The following is a 24597-nucleotide window of genomic DNA, read 5'->3' on the forward strand; positions in this document are numbered from 1 at the left end:
TCAAAGTGGGCGCAGATGTTACCCAACACAATCATGGCTGGCAAGCCGAATCAGGCAGAAACTTCACTTACCAGTTTTGCCAGTTCTTCGGCGTAGCTGCGAACCTGAGTTTCATCCTCACCTTCGACCATCACGCGCACCAAAGGCTCTGTACCAGACTTGCGCAGAAGTACCCGGCCACGCCCCGCCATTGCCTGGGTGACACGCGCACTGGCTTCCTTGACCGCCGGATGCTCAAGCGGACTTTCACCGCCACCAAAACGCACATTGATCAGCACCTGAGGACACTTGCGCAAGGCCTGACGCGTTTGCGCAAGACCTTCATTGCGGGCCTTCAGTGCCATCAGCACCTGGAGCGCAGCAATGATCGCATCACCGGTGGTGGTGTGATTGAAGCAGACGATATGCCCCGAGTTTTCACCGCCTACCAGCCAGTCGCGCTCCAGCAGTTCGGCGATCACATAACGGTCACCGACATTGGCACGAATGAATGGAATCGAGAGCTCTGCCAGCGCGAGTTCAAGACCCAGGTTGCTCATCAGCGTACCGACTACGCCGCCCTGCAATTTGCCCCGCCCGTGCAGATCGCGCGCAATGATGAACAGCAACTCATCACCATCAACGATGGCGCCAGTGTGATCAACCATCAACACCCGATCACCGTCACCATCAAAGGCGATGCCCAGATCAGCGTGCTCGGCCAGAACCGCGGCCTGCAGCTGACCCATATGGGTCGAGCCGCAATTGTCATTGATGTTCAGACCGTTGGGCTGCGCCGACAGCACGACCACTTCAGCACCCAGCTCACGGAACACACTCGGAGCAACCTTGTAGGTCGCACCGTGCGCACAATCGATCACGATCTTCAAACCGGAAAAACTGGTACCGGTCGGCACACTGCTTTTGCAGAATTCGATGTAGCGGCCGGAGGCGTCATTGATGCGCGACACCTTGCCGATCTTGCTCGACTCAACCACAGTCATTGGGGTATCGAGCAGCTCTTCGATCATCAGCTCCAGCTCATCAGGCAGCTTTGTGCCCTTGCCGGAGAAAAACTTGATGCCGTTATCGTCATGCGGATTGTGCGAAGCACTGATCACGATCCCGGCTTCAGCCTGGAACGTGCGCGCCAGATAAGCAATGGCAGGCGTCGGCATCGGACCGAGCAGCATCACGTCCGCACCAGCCGAGGTCAGGCCTGCTTCAAGTGCCGATTCGAACATGTAGCCAGAGATGCGCGTGTCCTTGCCGACCAGCACCTTGCAGGCGCCCATCTTGCGAAAGGCCATACCCGCCGCCCAGCCGAGCTTAAGCATGAAGTCAGGAGTGATCGGATATTCACCGACACGACCACGAATACCGTCAGTACCAAAGTATTTCTTGCTCATAAGTGCTCCATCATTCTTATTCGGCTGATTCCACGGCCGCGAGCATGCGCACCACGTCTACCGTTTCCGCCACATCATGGACGCGCAATATACGCGCTCCTTTAACCGACGCGAGTGCTGCGAGAGCCAGACCACCATAAAGACGCTCACCCACGGGGCGGTTCAATGCGTGGCCGATCATGCTTTTGCGTGAGACACCGACCAATAGCGGACGCCCCAGCGCATGCAGGGCTTCCATATGCTTGAACAAGCTTAGATTGTGCTGCAGGGTTTTCGCGAAACCGAAACCGGGATCAAGAATGATCCGTTCGGCAGGAATGCCCGCCGCCGCACATTGAGTCATGCGCTCTGCCAGAAACTCACCCACTTCCCGGGTAACGTCCTGATAGTGCGGATTGTCCTGCATGTCACCCGGCTCGCCGAGCATGTGCATCAGGCAGACCGGCAACCCGGTCGCGGCTGCGGCATCCAGCGCGCCATCGCGGCGCAGCGAGCGCACATCATTGATCAACCCGGCACCCAGGCGCGCCGTTTCACGCATCACCGCTGGCGTCGAAGTATCGACCGAGATGACCACATCCAGCTCGCGATTGATCAACTCCACGATCGGAGCTACGCGCTCCAACTCTTCCAACGGCGAAACCGCTCGAGCGCCAGGCCGGGTCGATTCGCCGCCGACATCGATCAGCGTCGCACCAGCAGCCACCATGGCTTCGGCGTGACGCAAAGCCACGTCGAGCTGGTTGTACCGGCCACCGTCGGAAAAGGAATCGGGAGTGACATTGAGAATACCCATGACATGCGTCTGGGCCAAATCAAGAACCCGATTGCCGCAAGGCAACCGGGTCAGGGACTGTACAGAAGTCATTTCAAACCTTAAACGTCAGCAGCCGGACCGCCGATCGGTGTTTCCGAGCGCTCATCCTGAATCACTGGAGGCGGGGGCGTACCCGTGCCACCGGTCCAGTCACGCGGTTCGCGAGGCGTACGACCCGCCATGATGTCGTCTATCTGCTCGGCATCGATGGTTTCGTACTTCATCAGCGCATCAGCCATGGCATCCAGCTTGTCACGGTTGTCCGTGAGGATCTGCTTGGCCGTGCCGTAGCACTGGTCAATGATGCTGCGCACTTCGGAGTCGATCAGCTTGGCAGTCTCACCGGAGAAACTTGCATTCTGACCGCCACCACCGCGACCGAGGAACACTTCACCCTCTTCTTCGGCGTACATCAGCGGACCGAGCTTTTCCGACAGACCCCACTTGGTCACCATGTTCCGCGCAATCTGACTGGCACGCATGATGTCGTTGGAAGCGCCGGTGGTCACACCGTCGAAACCAAGGGTCATTTCTTCAGCGATACGACCACCGTACAGCGAGCAGATCTGACTGATCAACGCACGTTTGGACAGGCTGTAGCGATCTTCTTCCGGCAGGAACATGGTCACACCCAGCGCACGACCACGTGGAATGATCGAAACCTTGTAGACCGGATCATGCTCAGGTACGACGCGACCGACAATAGCGTGACCCGCTTCGTGATAAGCGGTGTTCTGCTTCTCTTTCTCGGACATGACCATCGATTTGCGCTCGGCGCCCATCATGATCTTGTCTTTGGCCAGCTCGAACTCTTTCATTTCGACGATGCGCTTGCCGCTGCGTGCAGCGAACAGCGACGCTTCGTTGACCAGGTTGGCCAGATCGGCACCAGAGAAGCCCGGGGTACCACGTGCGATAACGGCCGGGGCAACGTCGTCACCCATTGGCACTTTGCGCATGTGAACCTTGAGGATCTGCTCGCGACCACGGATATCCGGCAAACCTACAACGACCTGACGGTCGAAACGGCCCGGACGCAGCAGCGCAGGGTCGAGTACGTCAGGACGGTTGGTAGCGGCGATCACGATGATGCCGTCATTCATTTCAAAGCCATCCATCTCTACCAGCAACTGGTTGAGAGTTTGCTCACGCTCGTCGTGACCGCCGCCCATGCCGGCGCCACGGTGGCGACCGACGGCGTCGATTTCGTCGATGAAGATGATGCACGGCGCATGCTTCTTGGCCTGCTCGAACATGTCGCGAACGCGGCTTGCACCAACACCCACGAACATTTCAACGAAGTCGGAACCGGAAATAGTGAAGAACGGAACCTTCGCTTCGCCGGCAATCGCCTTGGCCAGCAAGGTTTTACCGGTACCCGGAGGGCCGACCATCAATACGCCGCGAGGAATACGACCACCCAGGCGCTGGAACTTGCCCGGATCACGCAGGAACTCAACCAGTTCGCCGACCTCTTCCTTGGCTTCGTCGCAACCTGCAACGTCAGCCAAGGTGGTTTTCACCTGGTCTTCGGAAAGCAGGCGTGCCTTGCTCTTGCCGAAGCTCATCGGTCCGCCCTTGCCGCCAGCACCGCCCTGCATCTGGCGCATGAAGAACATGAACACCGCGATGATCACCAGGATCGGGAAGCTCGCCACCAGGAGTTGAGTCCAGATGCTTTGCTGTTCAGGCTGCTTGCCCTCAACCACAACGTGGTTGTCGACCAGGTCGCCGATCAGGCCATTGTCCTGGATCGCCGGACGAATGGTCTTGAAGCTGTCGCCATCGTTGCGCTTGCCGGTAATCACATAGCCGTCAACGGCTACGCGCTCGACCTTGCCATCCTTGACCTGCTGGATGAAGTCGGAATAGTTGAGGGTCTGCGGCTCGTTAGGGCTGGAGAAGTTGTTCATCACCGTCACGAGGACTGCCGCGATGATCAACCACAGGATCAGATTCTTTGCCATATCGTTCAATTAACTACCCTCTGAAGCAAGCTCCGCTACTGGCGCGCGCTTCGCATGATATTCACCGGCCTAACTTACTACATTACCTACAACTCTGGCAGGCGCCGTCTGTAACCCTTTGTGAAACACTTTCTACACAATATTCGCTTATGCACGCGGGGCAAAATACGAAAAACCTATCGCCCCGGCAAAAAACCTCGTTTTACTCGTTACCACCGCGGTAACCCCAAGCCAGCATATATTGCTCGCGGGAGCTGCCTCGAGAAGAATCCGGCTTGATCATCTGGATCTTGTCGAATTTCTTGCGAGCATCCTTCAGGTAAACATCGAAACCTTCACCCTGAAAGATCTTGATCACGAAATTGCCACCCGGCTTGAGTATCCGTTCCGCCAGATCAAGCGCCAGTTCGCAAAGGAACATGGCTTTCGGCATATCCACTTCAGGCGTACCACTCATATTGGGGGCCATATCGGAAATCACAAGGTCCACCTGCGAATTACCCACAGCCTCAAGAATCCGCGCAAGCACTTCGTCTTCGGTGAAGTCCCCTTGAATGAAGGTCACGTCCGGGATGCTGTCCATTTCCAGAATGTCCGAAGCGATCAGACGCCCCTGACCGCCTATCAGCCGGCTGGTGACCTGCGACCAGCCGCCGGGCGCTGCGCCCAGATCGACAACGCTCATGCCGGAACGGATCAGCTTGTATTTCTCCTGGATCTCCAGAAGCTTGTAACTCGCACGCGAGCGGTAGCCATCCTTCTGCGCCTGCTTCACATAAGGATCGTTGACATGTCGTTTCAGCCAACCAAGGCTTGTCTTGGAACGCGCCATTGGGCACCTCGATAATAAGGGTCGTGATTAATTGGGCGGATCCACGAACCCTCGGGTAAAATGGCCGCCATTTTACAGAATCCAGACGAAAGGGTCAGATTATGCCGCTCACTCCAGAGCAGAAGAAACAGTACAAATCCATTGGCCACCACCTGAAGCCGGTTTTGACGGTGGCGGACAACGGTCTGACTGAAGGTGTATTAGCCGAACTCGAACGCGCACTGGCGGATCACGAGCTGATCAAGATCAAGCTCAACATCCTCGATCGCGAGTCGCGCCTGGCGCACATTGCAGAGTTGTGCAAGGTCGGCAAGGCTGACCTGGTTCAGGTCATCGGCAAGATGGCACTGGTTTATCGCAAGAACTTCAGCGTCAACAAGCAGCTGTCGAACGTTCATCGCTTCAAGTGATGACAAGGGTCAAGGGTGTGCTTCGCGCACCCTGCCACTCCATCCCGGCAGTGGTTGCAACACCAACACCACACCGGAGAAGCCCAACAGCAGAAAACTGAATTCCTGCCAGCGATGCGCTTGCGGCCAGCCGACACGCACTGCAATAAACATCGCACACGCATACAACGCCATCAGCAACACCTGCCCGCGAAAATCCCGCCATAGACTGGCAAGGCCATCGGCCTGTACCAGCACCAAAGCCTGAAAAATCACGCATGCCGCGGCAAAACCCGCCACCGGCACTTCGAATGCATCGGCAACTTCATCGATCAGCAACGGTGCCAGGCCAATCTTGCCCAACACCGGTCGCAAACCGAGATGTATCAACCAGAAGCCGCCGACCCACAACATCTGGGTCAGCTGCCAAAGCATGGCGCCCGCACGTAGCGGGCGCCTGCCTTCAGATGTGACGGACTTCGACAATCTCGTACTCGATAACGCCACTCGGCGTTTTCACGGCAACCACATCACCCTCTTCCTTGCCGATCAAGGCACGGGCCAATGGTGAGCCGACCGAAATCTTGCCGAGTTTGAAGTCAGCCTCATCCTCACCCACGATGTGGTAAGTGACGCTCTCATCAGTCTCGACGTTGGCGATTTCGACGGTAGTACCGAAGATCACTTTGCCGGTGTGCGGGATAGTCGTGACGTCGATGATGACCTGATTCTGAATCCGGCCTTCGATGTCACGGATCCGCGCCTCGACCATGCCTTGCTGTTCGCGGGCGGCATGGTATTCAGCGTTTTCCTTCAGGTCACCCAACTCGCGAGCGGTACCGATGTCCTGGCTGAGCTTTGGACGAACGACCTTGGTCAGGTGAGCGTGTTCTTCTTCCAGGGCTTTCGCGCCCTGGACGGTCATTGGGTATTTGATCATGCCTTCAATCCTGCGTGTAGATCCTGCAAGCGGCGCACGGTCTTCTCGGGACCGAACTTCAGCGCTTCGCAGATAGCTTCGCCCGCAGCAATGGTGGTGGTGCAGTAGATCTTGTGCTGCAGGGCATTACGACGAATGGAGTAGGAATCAGCGATCGACTGACGGCCTTCGGTGGTGTTGATGATCAGGGTGACTTCGTCATTCTTGATCATGTCGACCACGTGCGGACGCCCCTCGGTCACCTTGTTCACACGGCGCACTTTCAGGCCTGCAGCTTCGATCAGCTTGGCAGTGCCGGCAGTGGCGACCACTTCGAAGCCCAAGTTGATCAGATCACGGGCCACGCCTGCAACCAGCGGCTTGTCATCGTCACGCACGCTGATGAACGCGGTACCGCCGGTCGGCAGCACTTCGCTGGCGCCCATCTGGGCCTTGGCGAATGCTTCACCGAAGGTGTCGCCGACGCCCATCACTTCACCGGTGGACTTCATCTCTGGGCCGAGGATCGGGTCAACGCCAGGGAATTTGGCGAACGGGAACACCGCCTCTTTCACGCTGTAGAAGTTCGGGATGATTTCCTTGGTGAAGCCGATTTCCTTCAGAGTCTTACCGGCCATGACGCGAGCCGCGATCATTGCCAGGGAGACACCGATGCACTTGGACACGAACGGCACGGTACGCGAAGCGCGCGGGTTGACTTCGATGACGTAGATGTCTTCGCCCTGCAGCGCCAGTTGCACGTTCATCAGGCCGACAACGCCCAGTTCCAGGGCCATTTTCTTGACCTGTTCGCGCATCTCGTCCTGGATGTGCGCCGGCAGCGAGTAAGGCGGCAGCGAGCACGCGGAGTCACCGGAGTGAACGCCCGCCTGTTCGATGTGCTGCATGATCGCGCCGATCACCACGTCTTTGCCGTCGCAGACCGCATCCACGTCCATCTCGATGGCGCAGTTGAGGAAGTGGTCGAGCAGCACCGGGCTGTCGTTGGACACTTGCACCGCGTCACGCAGGTAACGCTTGAGCTCGTCTTCCTTGTACACGATTTCCATCGCGCGGCCGCCCAGTACGTAGGACGGGCGCACCACCAGCGGATAACCGATTTTCGCGGCAGCACGAACGGCTTCATCTTCGCTGCGCACGGTGGCGTTTGGCGGCTGACGCAGGTTCAGGCGCTCAACCATTTGCTGGAAGCGCTCACGGTCTTCGGCACGGTCGATGGCATCAGGGCTGGTACCGATGATCGGCACGCCAGCGGCTTCGAGGGCACGCGCCAGTTTCAGCGGCGTCTGGCCCCCGTACTGGACGATTACGCCTTTCGGCTTCTCGACGCGGCAGATTTCCAGCACGTCTTCCAGGGTTACCGGCTCGAAGTACAGACGGTCGGAAGTGTCGTAGTCGGTGGAAACGGTTTCCGGGTTGCAGTTGACCATGATGGTTTCGTAGCCGTCTTCGCGCAGTGCGAGGGCAGCGTGTACGCAGCAGTAGTCGAACTCGATGCCCTGGCCGATACGGTTCGGACCGCCACCCAGAATCATGATCTTGTCGCGACCGGACGGCGCGGCTTCGCACTCTTCCTCGTAAGTCGAGTAGAGGTAAGCGGTGTCGGTGGCGAACTCGGCGGCGCAGGTGTCAACGCGCTTGTAGACCGGGAACACTTCCAGTTTTTGACGGTGAGTACGCAGATTCTTCTCGGTCACACCCAGCAGCTTGGCCAGACGCTGATCGGAGAAGCCTTTGCGCTTGAGCTTGAACATCAGGTCGCGGTCGATGGCGGACAGACCGAGGGTCTTGACCTTCTCTTCGTCCTTGATCAGATCTTCGATCTGCACCAGGAACCACGGGTCGATCATGTTCATGCCGAAAATGTCTTCGACGGTCATGCCGGCGCGGAAGGCGTCCGCCACGTACCAGATACGCTCGGCGCCCGGTACGGTCAGCTCGCGCTTGAGGATGCTCATGCTTTCCGGATTGCTCAGGTCGAGCTTCTCGTCTAGACCGCAAACACCGACTTCCAGACCGCGTAGGGCTTTCTGCAGGGATTCCTGGAAAGTACGGCCGATGGCCATGACTTCACCCACCGACTTCATCTGGGTGGTCAGGCGTGCGTCAGCGTTGGCGAATTTCTCGAAAGCGAAACGTGGCAGCTTGGTCACGACGTAGTCGATCGACGGTTCGAAGGACGCCGGGGTCTTGCCGCCGGTGATGTCGTTCGACAGTTCGTCGAGGGTGTAGCCCACAGCCAGCTTGGCCGCGACTTTGGCGATCGGGAAACCGGTGGCTTTCGAAGCCAGTGCCGAGGAACGCGATACACGCGGGTTCATCTCGATCACGACCATGCGGCCGGTGTCCGGGCAGATACCGAACTGCACGTTGGAACCGCCGGTCTCGACGCCGATCTCGCGCAGTACCGCCAGCGAGGCGTTACGCAGGATCTGGTATTCCTTGTCGGTCAGGGTCTGTGCCGGAGCAACGGTGATCGAGTCACCGGTGTGCACGCCCATCGGGTCGAAGTTCTCGATCGAGCAGACGATGATGCAGTTGTCCTTTTTGTCGCGGACAACTTCCATTTCGTATTCTTTCCAGCCGATCAGCGATTCGTCGATCAGCAGCTCTTTGGTCGGCGACAGGTCCAGACCGCGGGCGCAGATTTCTTCGAACTCTTCACGGTTGTACGCGATACCGCCACCAGTGCCACCCATGGTGAAGGACGGACGGATGATGCACGGGAAACCCAGACGCTCGAGGACGGCGTTGGCTTCTTCCATGCTGTGGGCGATACCGGAACGCGGGCATTCCAGGCCGATCGACTTCATGGCCTTGTCGAAACGCGAACGGTCTTCAGCCTTGTCGATGGTGTCGGCGTTGGCGCCGATCATTTCCACGCCGAATTTTTCCAGAACGCCTTCGCGCTCCAGATCCAGGGCGCAGTTCAGTGCAGTCTGGCCGCCCATGGTTGGCAGCACCGCGTCCGGGCGCTCTTTTTCGATGATCTTGGCCACGGTCTGCCACTTGATCGGCTCGATGTACGTGGCGTCAGCCATGTCCGGGTCGGTCATGATGGTGGCCGGGTTGGAGTTCACCAGGATGACGCGGTAACCCTCTTCGCGCAGGGCTTTGCAGGCCTGGGCGCCGGAGTAGTCGAATTCGCAGGCCTGGCCGATAACGATCGGGCCAGCGCCGAGAATCAGGATGCTTTTAATGTCTGTACGTTTTGGCATGGGTTTGTCACTCAAATCCGCAGGTCAGTCGGCAAGCCGTCTTGATCGATTTCTGAAGCCCTGAGGGGCGCCACCGGTGTCGGGGCCGCCCTCAAGGGCTTCTCGCTACAGTCTCAAGGCGAACGCTTAGCGTCGCTTGGCCATCTCGTTGATGAAGCGGTCGAACAGGGGCGCCACATCGTTCGGGCCCGGGCTCGCTTCAGGGTGGCCCTGGAAGCTGAACGCGCTCTTGTCGGTGCGCTCGATGCCTTGCAGGGTGCCGTCGAACAGCGATTTGTGGATCGCACGCACGTTGGCCGGCAGGGTCGCTTCGTCAACCGCGAAACCGTGGTTCTGGCTGGTGATCATCACGACGCCAGTGTCCAGATCCTGTACCGGGTGGTTGGCACCGTGGTGGCCATGGCCCATTTTCAGGGTCTTGGCGCCGGAGGCCAGAGCCAGCAGTTGGTGACCGAGGCAGATACCGAAGACCGGAATTTCGGTTTCCAGCACTTCCTTGATCGCTTTGATCGCGTAGTCGCAAGGTTCCGGGTCACCAGGGCCGTTGGACAGAAACACGCCGTCCGGCTTGAGTGCCAGCACGTCGGCAGCCGGGGTTTGCGCCGGCACCACGGTCACGCGGCAGCCGCGCTCGACCAGCATGCGCAGGATGTTCAGTTTGACGCCGTAGTCGTAGGCAACCACGTGATATGGCAGCTCGGACGCTTCGAGGGTCGCGTGGCTGTCGGTCTTCAAATCCCAGACAGTCGAGCGCCATTCGTACTTTTCCTTGGTGCTGACGACTTTCGCCAGATCCATGCCCTTCAGGCCCGGGAAGCCCTGCGCGGCGGCAATTGCAGCCTCTTCGGAGATGTTGTCGCCGGCCATGATGCAGCCGTTCTGTGCGCCTTTTTCACGCAGGATGCGGGTCAGGCGGCGGGTGTCGATACCGGCGATTGCCACAACGTTGTTGGCTTTCAGGTAGTCGGACAGGGACATCGTGTTACGCCAGTTGCTCGCTACCAGCGGCAGATCACGGATGACCAGGCCAGCGGACCATACGCGGTCGGACTCGGCATCTTCCGGCGTGGTGCCAGTGTTGCCGATATGCGGGTAAGTCAGGGTAACGATCTGTTGGGCGTAGGAAGGATCGGTAAGGATTTCCTGATAGCCGGTCATTGCGGTGTTGAACACCACCTCACCAACGGTTTGACCGTCGGCTCCAATGGCTTCGCCGCGAAAAATGCTGCCATCAGCAAGGGCGAGTATGGCTGGCTTAGTCAAGAAGACCTCCCGTAAATAACGCATGAAAGGGCAATCGCAGGTTGTAAAAAAGCGGAGTGACGTATGGACACGTCACCCCGCTTCTTCACTGAATTATTCTGCGCGCTTTTAGTGGACACACTAAAGCTGTAGCTTACAGAAAAAGGCTTTTTTGGTCCACCGCTAAAGAGCCTAAAAGGCCGGAGAATGCGACAGGCCGTCGCGCGGTGCAGAAAAACCAGCGCAAACCGGGCGTTTGCGCTGGGTAAAACCGTCAATCAATGCAGGTCGAGCACGTCTTGCATGTCATACAGACCCGGCTCGCGGCCATCGAGCCACAATGCCGCACGCACCGCACCCTTGGCGAAGGTCATGCGACTGGAAGCCTTGTGCGTGATCTCCAGGCGCTCGCCTTCGCAAGCGAACAGCACGGTGTGATCACCGACCACATCACCACCGCGAACGGTGGCGAAACCAATGGTTTCCCGCTCGCGTGCACCGGTGTGGCCTTCACGACCATAGACCGCAACCTTCTGCAGATCACGATCCAGCGCATCGGCAATCACTTCACCCATGCGCAGCGCCGTGCCCGAAGGCGCGTCAATCTTGTGCCGGTGATGCGCTTCGATGATTTCGATGTCGGCATCGTCGCCCAACACCCGGGCAGTCATTTCGAGCAGCTTCAACGACAGGTTGACCCCGACGCTGAAGTTGGCCGCGAACACGATCGGAATATCCTTGCCCGCCTCGGCCAGCAGTTGCTTCTGCGCAGCGTCGAGCCCGGTGGTGCCGATGACCATGGCCTTGCCGGCCTTGCGACAGAACGCGAGGTTTTTCAGCATGACTTCCGGCAGGGTGAAGTCGATCAGCACATCAAACTCTTCAGCCACCGATTCGAGATTGCCGGACAACGGCACACCGATGCGACCCAGCGAAGCCAGCTCACCGGCGTCCACTCCGATCAGCGTACTGCCGGGACGAACGATCGCCGCGGTCAGGCCGGTCAATGGCGCGCGCTGTTGCACGGCTTCGACCAGAATCTTGCCCATGCGCCCGGCGGCGCCCATCACAGCTATACGTCGCATGCCGACTCCTTACAGATCGCCGAAGAAGCGCTTCACACCATCGAACCAACCAGTGGTTTTCGGCGAGTGGCTGTTATCGTCCGCCAGCGAGCTGCGGAATTCCTCGAGCAATTCGCGCTGACGACGATTCAGATTGACCGGGGTCTCGACCGCTACACGGCACATCAAGTCGCCCGCACCACCGCCACGCACCGGCGCCACGCCTTTACCGCGCACGCGGAACTGCTTGCCGGTCTGGGTGCCTTCAGGGATTTTCAGTTTGACGCGACCGTCGAGGGTCGGGATTTCCAGCTCGCCACCGAGCGCCGCATCAACGAAGCTGATCGGCACTTCGCAGAACAGATGTTTGCCATCGCGCTGGAAGATGTCGTGCTCGCGCACGTTGATCACCACGTACAGGTCGCCGGTCGGGCCGCCCTGGGTACCCGCCTCGCCTTCGCCAGACAGACGAATGCGGTCGCCGGTATCGACGCCAGCCGGCACTTTGACCGACAGGGTCTTGTACTCTTCGACACGACCGTCGCCGTGGCAGGAATCGCACGGATCGGAAATAATCTTGCCCTGGCCATGGCAGCGCGGGCAGGTCTGCTGTACCGAGAAGAAGCCCTGCTGCATGCGCACCTGACCGATGCCGCCGCAGGTCGGACAGGTCGATGGCGACGAGCCTTTCTTGGCGCCGGAACCATCGCATGGCTTGCAATTGACCAGCGTCGGAACGCGGATATTCACGGTAGTGCCGCGCACCGCTTCTTCCAGATTCAGCTCCAGGGTGTAGCGCAGATCGCTGCCACGCTGGGCGCCACCACGGGAACCGCCGCGACCACCACCGAAGAAGTCACTGAAGACATCGCCAAAGATGTCCGAGAAATTCTGCCCGCCGAAACCGGCGCCACCGCCACCCATGCTTGGGTCGACGCCAGCATGACCGTACTGGTCGTACGCCGCGCGCTTGCTCGAATCGGACAATACTTCGTAGGCCTCGTTGGCCTCTTTGAACAGTTCTTCCGACGCTTTGTCATCGGGATTACGGTCCGGGTGATGCTTCATCGCCAGACGACGATAGGCCTTCTTCAGGTCTGCATCGCTTGAACCACGCTCTACACCCAATACTTCGTAATAGTCACGCTTTGCCATAAGTCTTTTGCACTCTTGAGGACGTTCGGCAAACCCCTCCTGAGGATGGCCAAACTCGTTGAGCCCCAATACAGGCCCGGACCCAACTCACGTCAATTCAACGATCCTGGTCTTTGTTTCTTTTGGTACTTGCGGCACGAAAAGCAGGAGCATTCCCGGCCATACCAGCAGCAGGCGAACCTTGTCGCATGCTGTAAAAATTCGTGTATTCCAGATACGCCAACGCGGGAGCAAGCTCCCGCGCGGCGACATCCTACCAGTCACCGCCGCAAGGCAGTCAACCGGCCGACCAACAACTTACTTGTGGTCTTTGACTTCTTCGAACTCGGCATCGACAACATCGTCAGCCTTTTCAGCTTTCTCGTCGTGCGGTGCCGCGCCTTCAGCAGGCTGAGCCTGTTCGGCGTACATCTTCTGAGCAACCGGAGCCGAGACTTTCGACAGCTCTTCGATCTTCGCTTCGATGGCAGCCTTGTCGTCGCCTTTCACAGCGGCTTCCAGTGCAACCACAGCGGCTTCGATCGCGGTCTTCTCTTCAGCGCTGACCTTGTCGCCCGCTTCGGTAACCATTTTGCGAGTCGAGTGAACCAGTGCATCACCCTTGTTACGGGATTCAGCCAGTTCAGCGAACTTGCGGTCTTCCTCGGCGTTCAGCTCGGCATCGCGAACCATCTTCTGAATTTCTTCATCCGACAGACCGGAGTTGGCCTTGATGGTGATCTTCTGCTCTTTACCGGTCGCCTTGTCTTTCGCACCAACGTGCAGGATGCCGTTAGCGTCGATGTCGAAGGTCACTTCGATCTGTGGCACGCCACGTGGAGCTGGTGGAATGTCGGCCAGGTCGAACTTGCCCAGGGACTTGTTCTGTGCGGCTTGCTTACGCTCACCTTGTAGAACGTGAATGGTCACAGCGCCCTGGTTGTCGTCGGCAGTCGAGAACACTTGCGATTTCTTGGTAGGAATCGTGGTGTTTTTCTCGATCAGCGCGGTCATCACGCCACCCATGGTTTCGATACCCAGGGTCAGCGGGCTGACGTCGAGCAGCAGAACGTCTTTCACGTCACCGGCCAGAACGGCGCCCTGAATCGCAGCACCCATGGCAACCGCTTCGTCCGGGTTCACGTCTTTACGAGCTTCTTTACCGAAGAAATCGGTCACCAGCTTCTGTACCAGCGGCATACGAGTCTGACCGCCGACCAGAATCACGTCGTTGATCGCGCCAACGTCGATACCGGCGTCTTTCATAGCGATACGGCAAGGCTCGATGGTGCGCTGAACCAGGTCTTCAACCAGTGCTTCGAGCTTGGCACGCGAAATCTTCACGTTCAGGTGCTTAGGACCGGTAGCGTCTGCAGTGATGTACGGCAGGTTGACGTCGGTCGACTGAGCGGACGACAGCTCGATCTTGGCTTTCTCAGCGGCTTCTTTCAGGCGCTGCATGGCCAGCGGGTCACCTTTGAGGTTCATGCCGCTTTCTTTCTTGAATTCGTCAACGAGGTAGTCGATCAGACGAATGTCGAAGTCTTCACCGCCGAGGAAGGTGTCACCGTTGGTGGCCAACACTTCGAACTGGTGCTCGCCGTCAACTTCAGCGATCTCGATCACGGAAACGTCGAAAGTACCGCCACCCAGGTCATAAACGATCACGGTGTGATCGCCCTTGGCCTTGTCCATACCGTAAGCCAGAGCCGCTGCGGTTGGTTCGTTGATGATACGTTTAACGTCCAGACCGGCGATGCGGCCGGCGTCTTTGGTCGCCTGACGCTGGCTGTCGTTGAAGTAGGCCGGAACGGTGATTACCGCTTCGGTCACAGGCTCGCCGAGGTAGTCTTCGGCGGTCTTCTTCATCTTCTTCAGAATTTCAGCCGAGATTTGTGGCGGCGCCATTTTCTGACCGTTCACTTCAACCCAGGCGTCGCCGTTGTCAGCCTTGGCGATTTTGTACGGGACCATCTTGATGTCTTTCTGTACGACTTCTTCGTCGAACTTGCGACCGATCAGACGCTTCACCGCGTACAGGGTGTTGTGCGGGTTGGTCACTGCCTGACGCTTGGCCGACTGACCAACGAGGATTTCACCATCGTTGGCGTAAGCGATGATCGACGGCGTGGTACGCGCGCCTTCGGCGTTTTCGATAACTTTGGCTACGCCGTTTTCCAGCACGGAGACGCAGGAGTTGGTAGTCCCCAGGTCGATACCGATAATTTTGCCCATGTTCACTCTCCCGAAACTTTGGATTTTGTTGCCGCAGCAGTGGTGGCTAACTGCGGTAATACTTAAACGCTTGACTTCTAAATGGGGGCCTTGCGGCTAATTTCAAGCCTTCTCGTCAATCGAAGGCGAAATTGGCGCCGGCGCCTTGCTGACCACAACCATGGCCGGACGCAACAGGCGGCCATTGAGCTGGTAGCCCTTCTGGAACACCTTCAGAACGCTGTTCGGTTCGACGTCGGCGCTTTCCTGCATGGCCATCGCCTGATGGTGAACGGCATTGAACGGTTCGCCATGCGGATCGATCGCCTCAAGCTGGTAACGCTTGAGGGTGTCGTGGAACATTTTCAGGGTCAGCTCGATGCCTTCGCGCATCGGACGGATGCTTTCGTCGTCCGGGCTCGACAGTTCGAGGCCGCGCTCCAGGCTGTCAACGATCGGCAGCAAGTCACCGGCGAACTTTTCCAGCGCAAACTTGTGCGCCTTCTCGACATCCTGCTCGGCACGACGGCGGACGTTCTGCAGATCGGCAGCTACGCGCAGCGACTGATCCTGCGCGGCGGCCAACTGCTCTTCGAGCACTTGTACACGGGTCGCCAGGTCGTCACCCGAAGTTTCGGGCGCCTGATTGGCTTCTGGATTTTGCGTATCTACTGTCTGTTCGTCAGCCATAGAATTCTCCTTTCAATTACGTCCGCGAGCTGTACTCACGCTTCTGCCCCGATATATGGGGCCGCAAAATCAGGCTTCAAGGGCCTGCAATGATTAACCCTACAAAAAAGTGCTGCATTGTCATTCCCGCTCGGACTAAGCATTTGATCGGATCAAGCAAATCGAGCTAAGCGAGGGCATTGTCAGCCTGAAACAAAACACTGTATAAATAACCAGACCTAAAGCCTGGGAGCGGCCTTTATGCTGGTGCACCTGTCCGTACATAACTACGCCATCGTTGAACATCTCGATCTCGAACTCGATCGCGGGATGAGCGTGATCACAGGGGAAACCGGCGCCGGCAAGTCGATCATGCTCGACGCCCTGGGCCTGACCCTCGGCGATCGCGCCGACAGCGGCGTGGTCCGCCCGGGCGCCGACAAGGCCGATATCCTGGCCACCTTCGACCTGGTCGACATTCCCGAAGCCCATGCCTGGCTGGCCGAGCGCGATCTCGAAAACGACGGTCCGTGCATCCTGCGTCGGGTGATCACCGCTGAAGGCCGTTCGCGTGGCTATATCAATGGCACGCCCTGCCCGCTCGGCGATCTCAAGGCTCTCGGCGAACTGCTGATCGATATCCACAGCCAGCACGAACACCAGTCCCTGCTGAAGACCGACACTCACCGGCGCCTGCTCGACGAATACGCCGGCGCTACCGATCTGGCCCGCCAGGTTCAACTCGCCGCGCAGCGCTGGCGTCAAACCCGCCAGGAGCTGGAGCGCCTGTCCAATTCTGGCGACGAACAACGCGCGCGCCACCAACTGCTCAGCTACCAGCTTGAAGAACTGGAAAACCTCGGCCTCGGCGACAACGAGCTGGACCAGCTGGAGCAGGAACACAAGAATCTGACCAATGCCGAAACCCTGCTCGGCATCTGCCGACAGGTGGTCGAGCAGTGCAGCGAAAGCGATTCCGGCAATGTGCTGAATGCACTGACCGCAAGCCTCAATCGCCTGTCGAGCGTGAACAACTCGGTTGGCGCACTGGGCGAAGCCAGCAGCCTGCTGACCAGCGCGCAGATCCAGGTCGAAGAAGCCGTGGGCGAACTCAATCGCTTCCTCGACAACTTCGATGCCGATCCGGCGCGCCTGCAGTATCTGGAAGAACGCCTCGACGCGATTTACACCCTGGCCCGCAAGCACCGGATCCAGCCAACTGAAGTCGCCGAGATGCAGCAGAAGTTGCTGGATGAAATCGAAACCCTCAATGCCAATGACGAATCCATCGAGCGCCTGGGTGAAGAACTGGCGTCCTACGCGCGCCATTATCAAGAGAAGGCCCGAGAGCTGAGCGACTTGCGTCATCAGGCCGCCGGCAGCCTTGCCAGCGCCGTGGAGCAGGAAATCCAGCGCCTGGGCATGCCGGGCGGGCGCTTCACCATCGAACTGCGCGCCAACAGCAGCGACGAATTGCTACCCAACGGCCTGGAGCAAGTCGAGCTGCTGGTCAGCGCCAACCCCGGCCAGCCACTGAAGGCGCTGGCCAAAGTGGCCTCCGGCGGCGAGCTGTCGCGGATCAGTCTGGCGATTCAGGTGATCACCGCGCAGACCTCACGGGTACCAACCCTGGTATTCGACGAAGTGGACGTAGGTATCGGCGGGCCGACCGCCGAAATCGTCGGCCAGTTGCTGCGGCGGCTTGGCGATCGCGGTCAGGTGCTGACCGTGACGCACTTGCCGCAAGTGGCGGCGCAGGGTCATCAGCATTTGTTCGTGCACAAGGTGCGTGGTGAACAGGCGACTCACACCGCCGTGTCCAAGCTGAGCAAGAACGACCGTATAGAAGAAGTGGCGCGGATGCTGGGCGGCATCGACCTGACCAAAGAGTCTTTGGCTCACGCAAAAAAAATGGTGGTTACCGCAAAAGTTTAAGCACAGCAGAAAGCACGAAGGCGACCCTTGGGTCGCCTTCGTTCGTTTCGCGAACCTGAAATTCGCGCGACATGCTTACTTTTTCTTGCGTACGTACAGCACCAGATTGTGATCTACCAGATCAACACCGTGCTCCTCGGCAATTGCCTTCTGGAGCTTTTCGATTTCCGGACTGACGAATTCGACGACTTCACCGGTTTCCACGTTGACCATGTGGTCGTGGTGGCCACCGTCGGCCAGTTCGAATACCGCGTGGCCACCGTCGAAGTTGTGACGGACCACGAGGCCAGCGGCTTCGAACTGGGTCAGAACACGGTAAACCGTGGCCAGACCAACGTCCTCGCCCGCTTCCATCAACGCCTTGTAGACGTCTTCGGCACTCATGTGACGCTGCTCGGTAGAATCGAGCATTTGCAGGATCTTGACCCGTGGCAGGGTCACTTTGAGGCCGGCTTTGCGTAGTTCGCTATTTTCAACCATGGTCAGCTTTCTCGCGATGCTGCTTCGCAGCTTCTCTTAATGCGGGTATGATCGGCGTTTACGTTGTCCCAGCCAAGATAGTGGAAGTCGCCCACCGATGCAAAACACCAAGCTCTTGCTAACCAGTTTCACCTTTGTGGGACTGCTCGCACTCGCCGGTTGTTCATTCCCCGGGGTTTACAAAATCGACATCCAGCAGGGCAATGTCGTCACGCAGGACATGATAGACCAGTTACGCCCGGGAATGACCCGTCGGCAAGTACGGTTTATCATGGGTAACCCTCTGCTGACCGACACGTTCCATGCCGATCGCTGGGATTATCTGTACAGCCTGCAACCTGGTGGCGGTGAACGCCAACAGGAACGCGTGAGTGTTAACTTCAACTCCAACGACCAGCTTGTCAGCCTGTCCGGTGACTTCATGCCGGGCGTGAGCCGTGACGAAGCCATTCTCGGCAAGGACAGTGGCACCAGCGTGACCGCCCCTGCTGAAAACGCCGAGAAGCCGAAGCCGGAACAACCAGCTAAACCAGGCTCCTTGCTGGATTCGATCCAGAAGGATGTGGACGGTGTTGAAACCGTTCCGGTTCCGACGCCTGAGCCGCTGGACACCTCGCCGCAGTAATGTGCGAGGCAATAAAAAACCCGGAATTTCCGGGTTTTTTATTGCCTGCGATTTGCTCGTCCTACTGATTTCGCGCCTTGGCTTCGGCAGCCTTGGCCGCCCGCAAGCGCCGAACCTCTTTCGGATCTGCCAATAGCGGCCGGTAGATCTCGATGCGATCCCCTGCCTGAATCAGGCGAACCTGCGGATCCGCGATCACTTTGCCGAAGATACCCAACGGGCACTCGCTCAAGTCCAGTTCCGGAAATTCATCGCCAATACCTGACTTGAGCACCGTCTCACGCACTGTCGTCCCTTCAGGAACGCTCAAAGTGCGCAAGATCTGACGATCCACGGCGGCATACACCACCTCAATCTCGATCACCGGCTCAACCATGCATCTGCTTGGCGCGCTGGCAGAACGCATCCACCAACGTATTCGCCGCCTGATTGAACAGCGGGCCGAGTGTCGCGCGCACCAGCGGGCCGGCGTAGTCGAAAGACAGGTCAAGGCTGATCTTGCAGGCCTTCTCGTTCAACGCCTTGAAGACCCAGACGCCATGCAGTTGGTTGAACGGGCCTTCTTCCAGGTTCATCTCGATCGATTGCCCCGGCACCAGCGTATTGCGCGTGACGAAGTGCTGACTCAGACCGCCCTTGGCCACGCCAACGCTGGCACGCATGTGCTCGGGCGAACTCTCCAGCACCTCGGCGGACGAGCACCATGGCAAGAATTCCGGGTAACGCGCGACGTCGTTGACCAGGTCGTAGAGGAATTGCGCCGGGTATGGCAGCAACGCCGAACGTTGAATATGTGTCGTCATGTAAGCGTTACTTCCAGAGCTGAGCGGCAAACACTACCAGAATGCCGATGGGCGCCACGTAGCGCATCAAGAACAGGGACAGGGCAAACAGCGCCGGGTTACGAATCGACAACTCGTCACGCACCGCCTCACGCCCCATCACCCAACCGGCAAACAGCACGAAGCACAGGCCACCGAGCGGCAACATGATCCGCGAGGTGAAGAAATCGATCACGCCGAAGAAGTCCAGACCACCTGCCGCACCCCATTGATAGAGATGGAACAGCCCGCCATCGTTCACGAAAAATTTGGCTTCCTTCCAGATATTGAAAGAGAAAACCGTACCGAGACCGACGAACCAGCAAATGAATGCCAGCCAGAAAGTCACCCAGCCACGGCTGATTTTCGTGCGTTCAACCAGATAGGCAACCATCGGCTCGAGCAGGGAAATCGCCGAGCTCCAGGCGGCAATTGCCACCAGGACAAAGAACACCACGCCCATCAATTGGCCGAAAACCACGTTACCGAAGGCAAATGGCAGACTGACGAACATCAGGCCCGGACCTTCGCTAGGGTTCAAACCGCCAGCAAACACAATCGGAAACAATGCCAGACCGGCCACCAGCGACACGAAGGTGTCGAGCAGTGCCACACCGACCACCGTGCCGGACAACGAGGCTTCCTTGGTCATGTAAGCGCCGTAGATCATGATCGAGCCGACGCCCACGCTCAGGGAAAAGAACGCATGGCCCATGGCGGGCAGCAAGCCGTCGAGGACTTTTTCCGGGTGGAAATCGAACATGAAATGCACGCCCTCCATGAAATGCCCGGTGGTCATGCTGTAACCCAGCAACACCAGCACCATCACGAACAGCAGCGGCATCATGATCCGCAGACTGCGCTCAAGCCCGGCAACCACGCCTTTGGCGATCACCACGGCCGACAACAGCATGAAAACTGTGTGCCAAAGTGTCAGGCGCCAGGGATCGGAGATGACATTGCCGAAATAAGCGCCGACCTGCTCCGCCGTGGCGCCCTGGAAGTCGCCGCGCCCCATGTCGATGATGTAATCCAGCGACCAGCCGCCAACCACACTATAGAAAGACAGGATCAGCAACGCCGTGATCATCCCGGCAAATGCGCCCCACGACCACTTGCCCGAGTGCCCGGCTTCCAGCGCCAGCACCTTCAGGGCGTTCGCCGGACTCTGTCGTGCGCGGCGGCCGATCAGGGTTTCAGCCAGCATGACCGGGATCCCGATCAATGCGATGCAGGCCAGAAACATCAGCACGAAGGCGCCGCCGCCGTAGACCCCGACCATGTAGGGGAATTTCCAGATGCTGCCCAGTCCCACGGCCGAACCGGTCGCGGCGAATATGAAAACCCAGCGGCTAGCCCAACTGCCGTGGACAGAAACCTTGTCTGTCGACATTGAATATCACGCCCAAGCGTTAGAAAAAGAGGCCGCATTGTCCGGGATTCACTCAACGTGCTCAAGCACGCAGCATCACCGTAGCCGAGGACCGTTTATCTCCATATAATGCCGCCCCTATGGCTAAACAGAAGAAACACCCAACAGGGACCATCGCGCAGAACAAAAAGGCGCGACACGATTACTTCATCGAACATCGTTTCGAGGCTGGTCTGGTCCTGGCCGGCTGGGAAGTAAAAAGTCTGCGGGCAAGCAAGCTGCAACTGGTCGACAGTTACGTGCTGCTCAAGGATGGCGAAGCCTGGCTCCTCGGCAGTCACATCACGCCGTTGATGACCGCCAGCACCCACGTCATCGCCGATCCGACCCGCACCCGCAAACTGCTGCTGAACAAGCGCGAGCTGGAAAAACTCGCCGCTGCCGTGCAACAGAAAGGCTACGCCTGCGTGTGCCTGTCCTTCTACTGGAGCAAGCACATGGTCAAGTGCGAAATTGCTCTGGGCAAGGGCAAGAAGGAATACGACAAGCGTGACACCGAGCGCGAACGCGACGCCGGTCGTGAGTTGCAGCGCGCCGTGCGCAACAAGGGCAAGGAAGAATAATTTTCCTGCTTTAAAAGATCGCAGCCTGCGGCAGCTCCTACACAGGAATGAGAATTTCCCTGTAAGAGCTGCCGAAGGCTGCGATCTTTTTGCTTCTAAAAGCTACATCCCCTTGCGCCGCTCCGCCCGAGCCATGCGCTGAACTTCCTGCCGCACCTCTTCCAGCACTTCCTGCACATACAGAATGTGCCGGCTGGAAACCTCGCGCGCCTGCTCCGCGCGCCCCTCGATAATCGCCAGATACAACTCCCGGTGCTGAGAGATCAGCATGTCGCGGGTTTCCGTGCGCTGCTTGTACATGCCGCCAATGTTGGTCACCACGTTGCGCTTGAGCAAATCGAACAGACCGCGAATGGTGTGCAGCAGCACCGCGTTATGGCTGGCTTCGGCGATCGCCAGATGAAACTTCGCATCCGCCGCGCCCTCTTCCGCCCGGCTCACTTCGTCATGCCGCGTATAGCAATCCTGCAACTCATTGAACGCAGCAGTCAGACGCTCACGATCCACGTCCGTAGCGCGCAATGCTGCGTAATAGGCACACGATGCCTCCAGAGTGTGCCGAAACTCCAGCAAGTCGCGCTGCGCCTCGGGATTGCTCTCCAGCAGCAATAGCAGAGGATCGCTGAAGGTCGAGCCGAGCGTTTCCACCACATAGTTACCGCCGCCCTGGCGACTGACCAGCAAACCTTTGGCCGCCAGTTTCTGAATCGCTTCGCGCAACGACGGACGCGATACGCCGAACTGCTCGGCCAAAGCGCGCTCGGCCGGAAGCCGCTCACCGGACTTCAGCGTGCCCTCGAGGATCATCCCCTCGAGGCGCTCGACAATATCGTCAGACAAACGGCGCTGACGAATCTGATCAAACCCCATAACTCAATTCTCCACGATCCCGACCGCTCGCCGGGCTCTCTATTCTGGCCTATCGGCGCCCCACCGACACCTGTCAGCGCACACTCGCCCGACCGGATCAGATGCCCTCTGCACCGCCTGTTCGACAAAACTTTCAGGGCGACAAATTGACACACCGACATCAAGGCTTTTACCCTAGCCAACAGCGATTGTAAATTGGTATTACCAATTAACCAAGAACGCTGACAGTGCCTGACCAACAACAATTAGGGGCCACCCCATATGCAAACCTGGCAACAGCTCTATACCCCGCTCGGCAGTCTCGGCGTCTCCGCTCTTGCGGCCGTCATCCCCATCGTTTTCTTCTTTCTCGCGCTGGCGGTGTTCCGCCTCAAAGGTCACGTGGCCGGCAGCATCACGCTGGCCCTGTCGATTGCCGTGGCGATTTTCGCCTTCCACATGCCGGTCGACATGGCCTTCGCCGCTGCTGGATACGGCTTTGCCTATGGTCTGTGGCCGATTGCCTGGATCATTGTCGCGGCGGTGTTCCTCTACAAACTGACGGTCAAGAGTGGTCAGTTCGAGGTCATTCGCAGTTCGGTGCTGTCGATCACTGACGACCAGCGTCTGCAGGTGCTGCTGATCGGTTTCTGCTTCGGTGCGTTTCTGGAAGGTGCTGCCGGCTTCGGCGCGCCCGTGGCGATCACCGCTGCGCTGCTGGTCGGTCTCGGCTTCAACCCGCTGTACGCCGCTGGCCTGTGCCTGATTGCCAACACCGCGCCAGTAGCGTTTGGCGCACTGGGCATTCCGATCATTGTTGCGGGTCAGGTGACGGGCATCGACGCGTTCAAGATCGGCGCCATGACCGGCCGCCAACTGCCACTGCTGTCGCTGTTCGTGCCGTTCTGGCTGGTGTTCATGATGGACGGCCTGCGTGGCGTGCGTGAAACCTGGCCGGCAGCGCTGGTTGCAGGCCTGAGCTTCGCCGTGACCCAGTACTTCACTTCGAACTTCATCGGCCCGGAGCTGCCGGACATCACCTCGGCCCTGGCCAGCCTGATTTCCCTGACCCTGTTCCTCAAAGTCTGGCAGCCAAAACGCGCCGCCGGCCAACACATCGCTGGCGCCGTTTCGGCCTCGGTGGTGACCGCCAGCGCAGGAGGTTTCGGCCAGAAGCGCAGCACCGTGGCGTCGCCTTACAGCCTCTGGGAAATTTTCATCGCCTGGTCGCCATTCCTGATCCTCACCGTGCTGGTAACCATCTGGACCCTCAAGCCGTTCAAGGCCATGTTTGCCGCCGGCGGTTCGATGTACGCCTGGGTGTTCAACTTCGCCATCCCGCACCTTGATCAACTGGTGATCAAGACTGCTCCGATCGTCGCCACCCCGACCGCCATCCCGGCCGTGTTCAAACTCGACCCGATTTCCGCGACCGGTACCGCGATTTTCTTCTCGGCGCTGATCTCGATGCTGGTACTGAAGATCAATTTCAAAACTGGTCTGACCACTTTGAAAGAAACCTTCTACGAACTGCGCTGGCCTATTCTGTCGATCGGCATGGTGCTGGCCTTCGCTTTCGTCACCAACTACTCGGGCATGTCTTCGACCATGGCGCTGGTCTTGGCCGCGACCGGCGCAGCCTTCCCGTTCTTCTCGCCATTCCTCGGCTGGCTGGGCGTGTTCCTCACCGGCTCGGATACCTCGTCCAACGCGCTGTTCAGTTCGCTGCAGGCGACCACCGCGCACCAGATCGGCGTCAATGACACCCTGCTGGTAGCCGCCAATACCAGCGGCGGTGTGACCGGCAAGATGATCTCGCCGCAATCGATCGCCGTGGCCTGCGCTGCCACCGGGCTGGTGGGCAAGGAATCGGATCTGTTCCGCTTCACCCTCAAGCACAGCCTATTCTTTGCCACGATTGTCGGCCTGATCACTCTGGCCCAGGCCTACTGGTTCACCGGCATGCTGGTGCACTAAACCTATAAACAAAACGGAAATAACCGACGCCGGCTGGTGAT

The 24597-nt window shown here is 58.7% G+C and carries 22 protein-coding genes; 5 read left to right on the plus strand and 17 right to left on the minus strand.

From position 1 onward, the window contains the following. Nucleotides 1–50: 50 nt before the first annotated feature. The 4 genes from glmM to rlmE all read right to left on the minus strand — a co-directional run bounded on the left by glmM (nucleotide 51) and on the right by rlmE (nucleotide 5004). On the minus strand, nucleotides 51–1388 hold the full coding sequence (gene glmM / locus QRN61_RS12730; protein WP_027610781.1) for a phosphoglucosamine mutase: 1338 nt from the start codon (nucleotides 1386–1388) through the stop codon (nucleotides 51–53). Nucleotides 1389–1404: 16 nt separating this feature from the next. Then, nucleotides 1405–2256: a dihydropteroate synthase gene (gene folP / locus QRN61_RS12735; RefSeq protein ID WP_027610780.1), complete on the minus strand. Its 852-nt coding sequence runs from the start codon at nucleotides 2254–2256 to the stop codon at nucleotides 1405–1407. A gap of 8 nt (nucleotides 2257–2264) precedes the next feature. Continuing rightward, a complete protein-coding gene (gene ftsH / locus QRN61_RS12740; protein ID WP_285373934.1) occupies nucleotides 2265–4172 on the minus strand; it encodes an ATP-dependent zinc metalloprotease FtsH in 1908 nt (635 codons plus the stop codon). 202 nt (nucleotides 4173–4374) lie between these two features. Continuing rightward, nucleotides 4375–5004: a 23S rRNA (uridine(2552)-2'-O)-methyltransferase RlmE gene (gene rlmE, locus QRN61_RS12745; RefSeq protein WP_003221536.1), complete on the minus strand. Its 630-nt coding sequence runs from the start codon at nucleotides 5002–5004 to the stop codon at nucleotides 4375–4377. A 101-nt stretch (nucleotides 5005–5105) separates the two neighbouring features. Between rlmE and QRN61_RS12750 the strand changes: the two genes are divergently transcribed. Next, a complete protein-coding gene (locus tag QRN61_RS12750; protein WP_003221534.1) occupies nucleotides 5106–5414 on the plus strand; it encodes a YhbY family RNA-binding protein in 309 nt (102 codons plus the stop codon). 9 nt (nucleotides 5415–5423) lie between these two features. Here the strand turns inward: QRN61_RS12750 and QRN61_RS12755 are convergent, their stop codons facing one another. From QRN61_RS12755 to grpE, 8 genes are all read right to left on the minus strand, one after another. Further along, a complete protein-coding gene (locus QRN61_RS12755; protein WP_285373935.1) occupies nucleotides 5424–5828 on the minus strand; it encodes an MFS transporter in 405 nt (134 codons plus the stop codon). Nucleotides 5829–5856: 28 nt separating this feature from the next. After that, on the minus strand, nucleotides 5857–6333 hold the full coding sequence (gene greA, locus QRN61_RS12760; RefSeq protein WP_003221530.1) for a transcription elongation factor GreA: 477 nt from the start codon (nucleotides 6331–6333) through the stop codon (nucleotides 5857–5859). After that, on the minus strand, nucleotides 6330–9551 hold the full coding sequence (gene carB, locus QRN61_RS12765) for a carbamoyl-phosphate synthase large subunit (protein WP_007961429.1): 3222 nt from the start codon (nucleotides 9549–9551) through the stop codon (nucleotides 6330–6332). Before carB ends, greA begins: the two co-directional genes overlap by 4 nt. Before the next feature lie 126 nt (nucleotides 9552–9677). Then, nucleotides 9678–10814 (minus strand): glutamine-hydrolyzing carbamoyl-phosphate synthase small subunit, encoded by a 1137-nt coding sequence (carA, locus tag QRN61_RS12770; RefSeq protein WP_047291163.1) that lies wholly within the window; start codon nucleotides 10812–10814, stop codon nucleotides 9678–9680. Between the two features lie 257 nt (nucleotides 10815–11071). Continuing rightward, on the minus strand, nucleotides 11072–11878 hold the full coding sequence (dapB, locus tag QRN61_RS12775; RefSeq protein ID WP_003221523.1) for a 4-hydroxy-tetrahydrodipicolinate reductase: 807 nt from the start codon (nucleotides 11876–11878) through the stop codon (nucleotides 11072–11074). Between the two features lie 9 nt (nucleotides 11879–11887). Then, nucleotides 11888–13012, minus strand: a complete 1125-nt coding sequence (dnaJ, locus tag QRN61_RS12780; protein WP_003221522.1) for a molecular chaperone DnaJ — start codon at nucleotides 13010–13012, stop codon at nucleotides 11888–11890. Nucleotides 13013–13309: 297 nt separating this feature from the next. Then, entirely contained in the window at nucleotides 13310–15226 is a 1917-nt protein-coding gene (gene dnaK, locus QRN61_RS12785) for a molecular chaperone DnaK (protein ID WP_003221521.1), read from the minus strand. A 102-nt stretch (nucleotides 15227–15328) separates the two neighbouring features. Next, nucleotides 15329–15895, minus strand: a complete 567-nt coding sequence (grpE, locus tag QRN61_RS12790) for a nucleotide exchange factor GrpE (protein ID WP_007961425.1) — start codon at nucleotides 15893–15895, stop codon at nucleotides 15329–15331. Nucleotides 15896–16135: 240 nt separating this feature from the next. Here grpE and recN point away from each other — a divergent pair, with 240 nt between their 5' ends. Further along, a complete protein-coding gene (gene recN / locus QRN61_RS12795; RefSeq protein ID WP_096795313.1) occupies nucleotides 16136–17809 on the plus strand; it encodes a DNA repair protein RecN in 1674 nt (557 codons plus the stop codon). A gap of 75 nt (nucleotides 17810–17884) precedes the next feature. On the opposite strand, the gene fur is transcribed toward recN, so the two are convergent. Next, the gene (gene fur, locus QRN61_RS12800; RefSeq protein WP_003221515.1) at nucleotides 17885–18289 is read right to left on the minus strand and encodes a ferric iron uptake transcriptional regulator; all 405 of its coding nucleotides are present in this window, start codon (nucleotides 18287–18289) and stop codon (nucleotides 17885–17887) included. A 97-nt stretch (nucleotides 18290–18386) separates the two neighbouring features. Between fur and QRN61_RS12805 the strand changes: the two genes are divergently transcribed. Further along, a complete protein-coding gene (locus tag QRN61_RS12805; RefSeq protein WP_027610774.1) occupies nucleotides 18387–18914 on the plus strand; it encodes an outer membrane protein assembly factor BamE in 528 nt (175 codons plus the stop codon). Between the two features lie 61 nt (nucleotides 18915–18975). Here QRN61_RS12805 and QRN61_RS12810 read toward each other — a convergent pair whose 3' ends face one another. Genes QRN61_RS12810 through QRN61_RS12820 form a run of 3 tightly spaced genes read right to left on the minus strand, consistent with a single transcriptional unit; the run spans nucleotide 18976 to nucleotide 21128 of the window. Next, nucleotides 18976–19290 carry an RnfH family protein gene (locus QRN61_RS12810; RefSeq protein WP_027610773.1) on the minus strand — a complete coding sequence of 105 codons (315 nt, stop codon included), beginning with the start codon at nucleotides 19288–19290 and terminating at the stop codon, nucleotides 18976–18978. Next, the gene (locus tag QRN61_RS12815; RefSeq protein ID WP_003221509.1) at nucleotides 19283–19717 is read right to left on the minus strand and encodes a type II toxin-antitoxin system RatA family toxin; all 435 of its coding nucleotides are present in this window, start codon (nucleotides 19715–19717) and stop codon (nucleotides 19283–19285) included. Before QRN61_RS12815 ends, QRN61_RS12810 begins: the two co-directional genes overlap by 8 nt. A 7-nt stretch (nucleotides 19718–19724) precedes the next feature. Beyond that, nucleotides 19725–21128, minus strand: a complete 1404-nt coding sequence (locus QRN61_RS12820) for a sodium-dependent transporter (RefSeq protein WP_007961408.1) — start codon at nucleotides 21126–21128, stop codon at nucleotides 19725–19727. Nucleotides 21129–21247: 119 nt separating this feature from the next. On the opposite strand from QRN61_RS12820, the gene smpB reads away from it, so the two are divergent. Continuing rightward, complete coding sequence (gene smpB, locus QRN61_RS12825; RefSeq protein WP_003221505.1) at nucleotides 21248–21730, plus strand: SsrA-binding protein SmpB; 483 nt, start codon at nucleotides 21248–21250, stop codon at nucleotides 21728–21730. A 102-nt stretch (nucleotides 21731–21832) separates the two neighbouring features. On the opposite strand, the gene QRN61_RS12830 is transcribed toward smpB, so the two are convergent. After that, nucleotides 21833–22600 carry a GntR family transcriptional regulator gene (locus tag QRN61_RS12830; protein WP_027610772.1) on the minus strand — a complete coding sequence of 256 codons (768 nt, stop codon included), beginning with the start codon at nucleotides 22598–22600 and terminating at the stop codon, nucleotides 21833–21835. Between the two features lie 261 nt (nucleotides 22601–22861). Here QRN61_RS12830 and QRN61_RS12835 point away from each other — a divergent pair, with 261 nt between their 5' ends. Further along, nucleotides 22862–24556 (plus strand): lactate permease LctP family transporter, encoded by a 1695-nt coding sequence (locus QRN61_RS12835; protein WP_027610771.1) that lies wholly within the window; start codon nucleotides 22862–22864, stop codon nucleotides 24554–24556. Nucleotides 24557–24597: the final 41 nt, after the last annotated feature.

Origin of the sequence: Pseudomonas sp. lyk4-TYG-107, assembly GCF_030209055.1 — a bacterium.
GTDB lineage: Bacteria > Pseudomonadota > Gammaproteobacteria > Pseudomonadales > Pseudomonadaceae > Aquipseudomonas > Aquipseudomonas putida_A.

What these genes read in the sequence shown, in the direction of transcription:
- recN (WP_096795313.1), top strand. Translation starts at nt 16,136, where the DNA reads ATGCTGGTGCACCTGTCCGTACATAACTACGCCATCGTTGAACATCTC.
- smpB (WP_003221505.1), top strand. Translation starts at nt 21,248, where the DNA reads ATGGCTAAACAGAAGAAACACCCAACAGGGACCATCGCGCAGAACAAA.
- glmM (WP_027610781.1), bottom strand. Translation starts at nt 1,388, where the DNA reads ATGAGCAAGAAATACTTTGGTACTGACGGTATTCGTGGTCGTGTCGGT.
- QRN61_RS12805 (WP_027610774.1), top strand. Translation starts at nt 18,387, where the DNA reads ATGCAAAACACCAAGCTCTTGCTAACCAGTTTCACCTTTGTGGGACTG.
- fur (WP_003221515.1), bottom strand. Translation starts at nt 18,289, where the DNA reads ATGGTTGAAAATAGCGAACTACGCAAAGCCGGCCTCAAAGTGACCCTG.
- QRN61_RS12815 (WP_003221509.1), bottom strand. Translation starts at nt 19,717, where the DNA reads ATGACGACACATATTCAACGTTCGGCGTTGCTGCCATACCCGGCGCAA.
- dapB (WP_003221523.1), bottom strand. Translation starts at nt 11,878, where the DNA reads ATGCGACGTATAGCTGTGATGGGCGCCGCCGGGCGCATGGGCAAGATT.
- rlmE (WP_003221536.1), bottom strand. Translation starts at nt 5,004, where the DNA reads ATGGCGCGTTCCAAGACAAGCCTTGGTTGGCTGAAACGACATGTCAAC.
- QRN61_RS12755 (WP_285373935.1), bottom strand. Translation starts at nt 5,828, where the DNA reads ATGCTTTGGCAGCTGACCCAGATGTTGTGGGTCGGCGGCTTCTGGTTG.
- dnaJ (WP_003221522.1), bottom strand. Translation starts at nt 13,012, where the DNA reads ATGGCAAAGCGTGACTATTACGAAGTATTGGGTGTAGAGCGTGGTTCA.
- greA (WP_003221530.1), bottom strand. Translation starts at nt 6,333, where the DNA reads ATGATCAAATACCCAATGACCGTCCAGGGCGCGAAAGCCCTGGAAGAA.
- QRN61_RS12835 (WP_027610771.1), top strand. Translation starts at nt 22,862, where the DNA reads ATGCAAACCTGGCAACAGCTCTATACCCCGCTCGGCAGTCTCGGCGTC.
- QRN61_RS12830 (WP_027610772.1), bottom strand. Translation starts at nt 22,600, where the DNA reads ATGGGGTTTGATCAGATTCGTCAGCGCCGTTTGTCTGACGATATTGTC.
- grpE (WP_007961425.1), bottom strand. Translation starts at nt 15,895, where the DNA reads ATGGCTGACGAACAGACAGTAGATACGCAAAATCCAGAAGCCAATCAG.
- QRN61_RS12750 (WP_003221534.1), top strand. Translation starts at nt 5,106, where the DNA reads ATGCCGCTCACTCCAGAGCAGAAGAAACAGTACAAATCCATTGGCCAC.
- QRN61_RS12820 (WP_007961408.1), bottom strand. Translation starts at nt 21,128, where the DNA reads ATGTCGACAGACAAGGTTTCTGTCCACGGCAGTTGGGCTAGCCGCTGG.
- carB (WP_007961429.1), bottom strand. Translation starts at nt 9,551, where the DNA reads ATGCCAAAACGTACAGACATTAAAAGCATCCTGATTCTCGGCGCTGGC.
- QRN61_RS12810 (WP_027610773.1), bottom strand. Translation starts at nt 19,290, where the DNA reads ATGGTTGAGCCGGTGATCGAGATTGAGGTGGTGTATGCCGCCGTGGAT.
- dnaK (WP_003221521.1), bottom strand. Translation starts at nt 15,226, where the DNA reads ATGGGCAAAATTATCGGTATCGACCTGGGGACTACCAACTCCTGCGTC.
- folP (WP_027610780.1), bottom strand. Translation starts at nt 2,256, where the DNA reads ATGACTTCTGTACAGTCCCTGACCCGGTTGCCTTGCGGCAATCGGGTT.
- ftsH (WP_285373934.1), bottom strand. Translation starts at nt 4,172, where the DNA reads ATGGCAAAGAATCTGATCCTGTGGTTGATCATCGCGGCAGTCCTCGTG.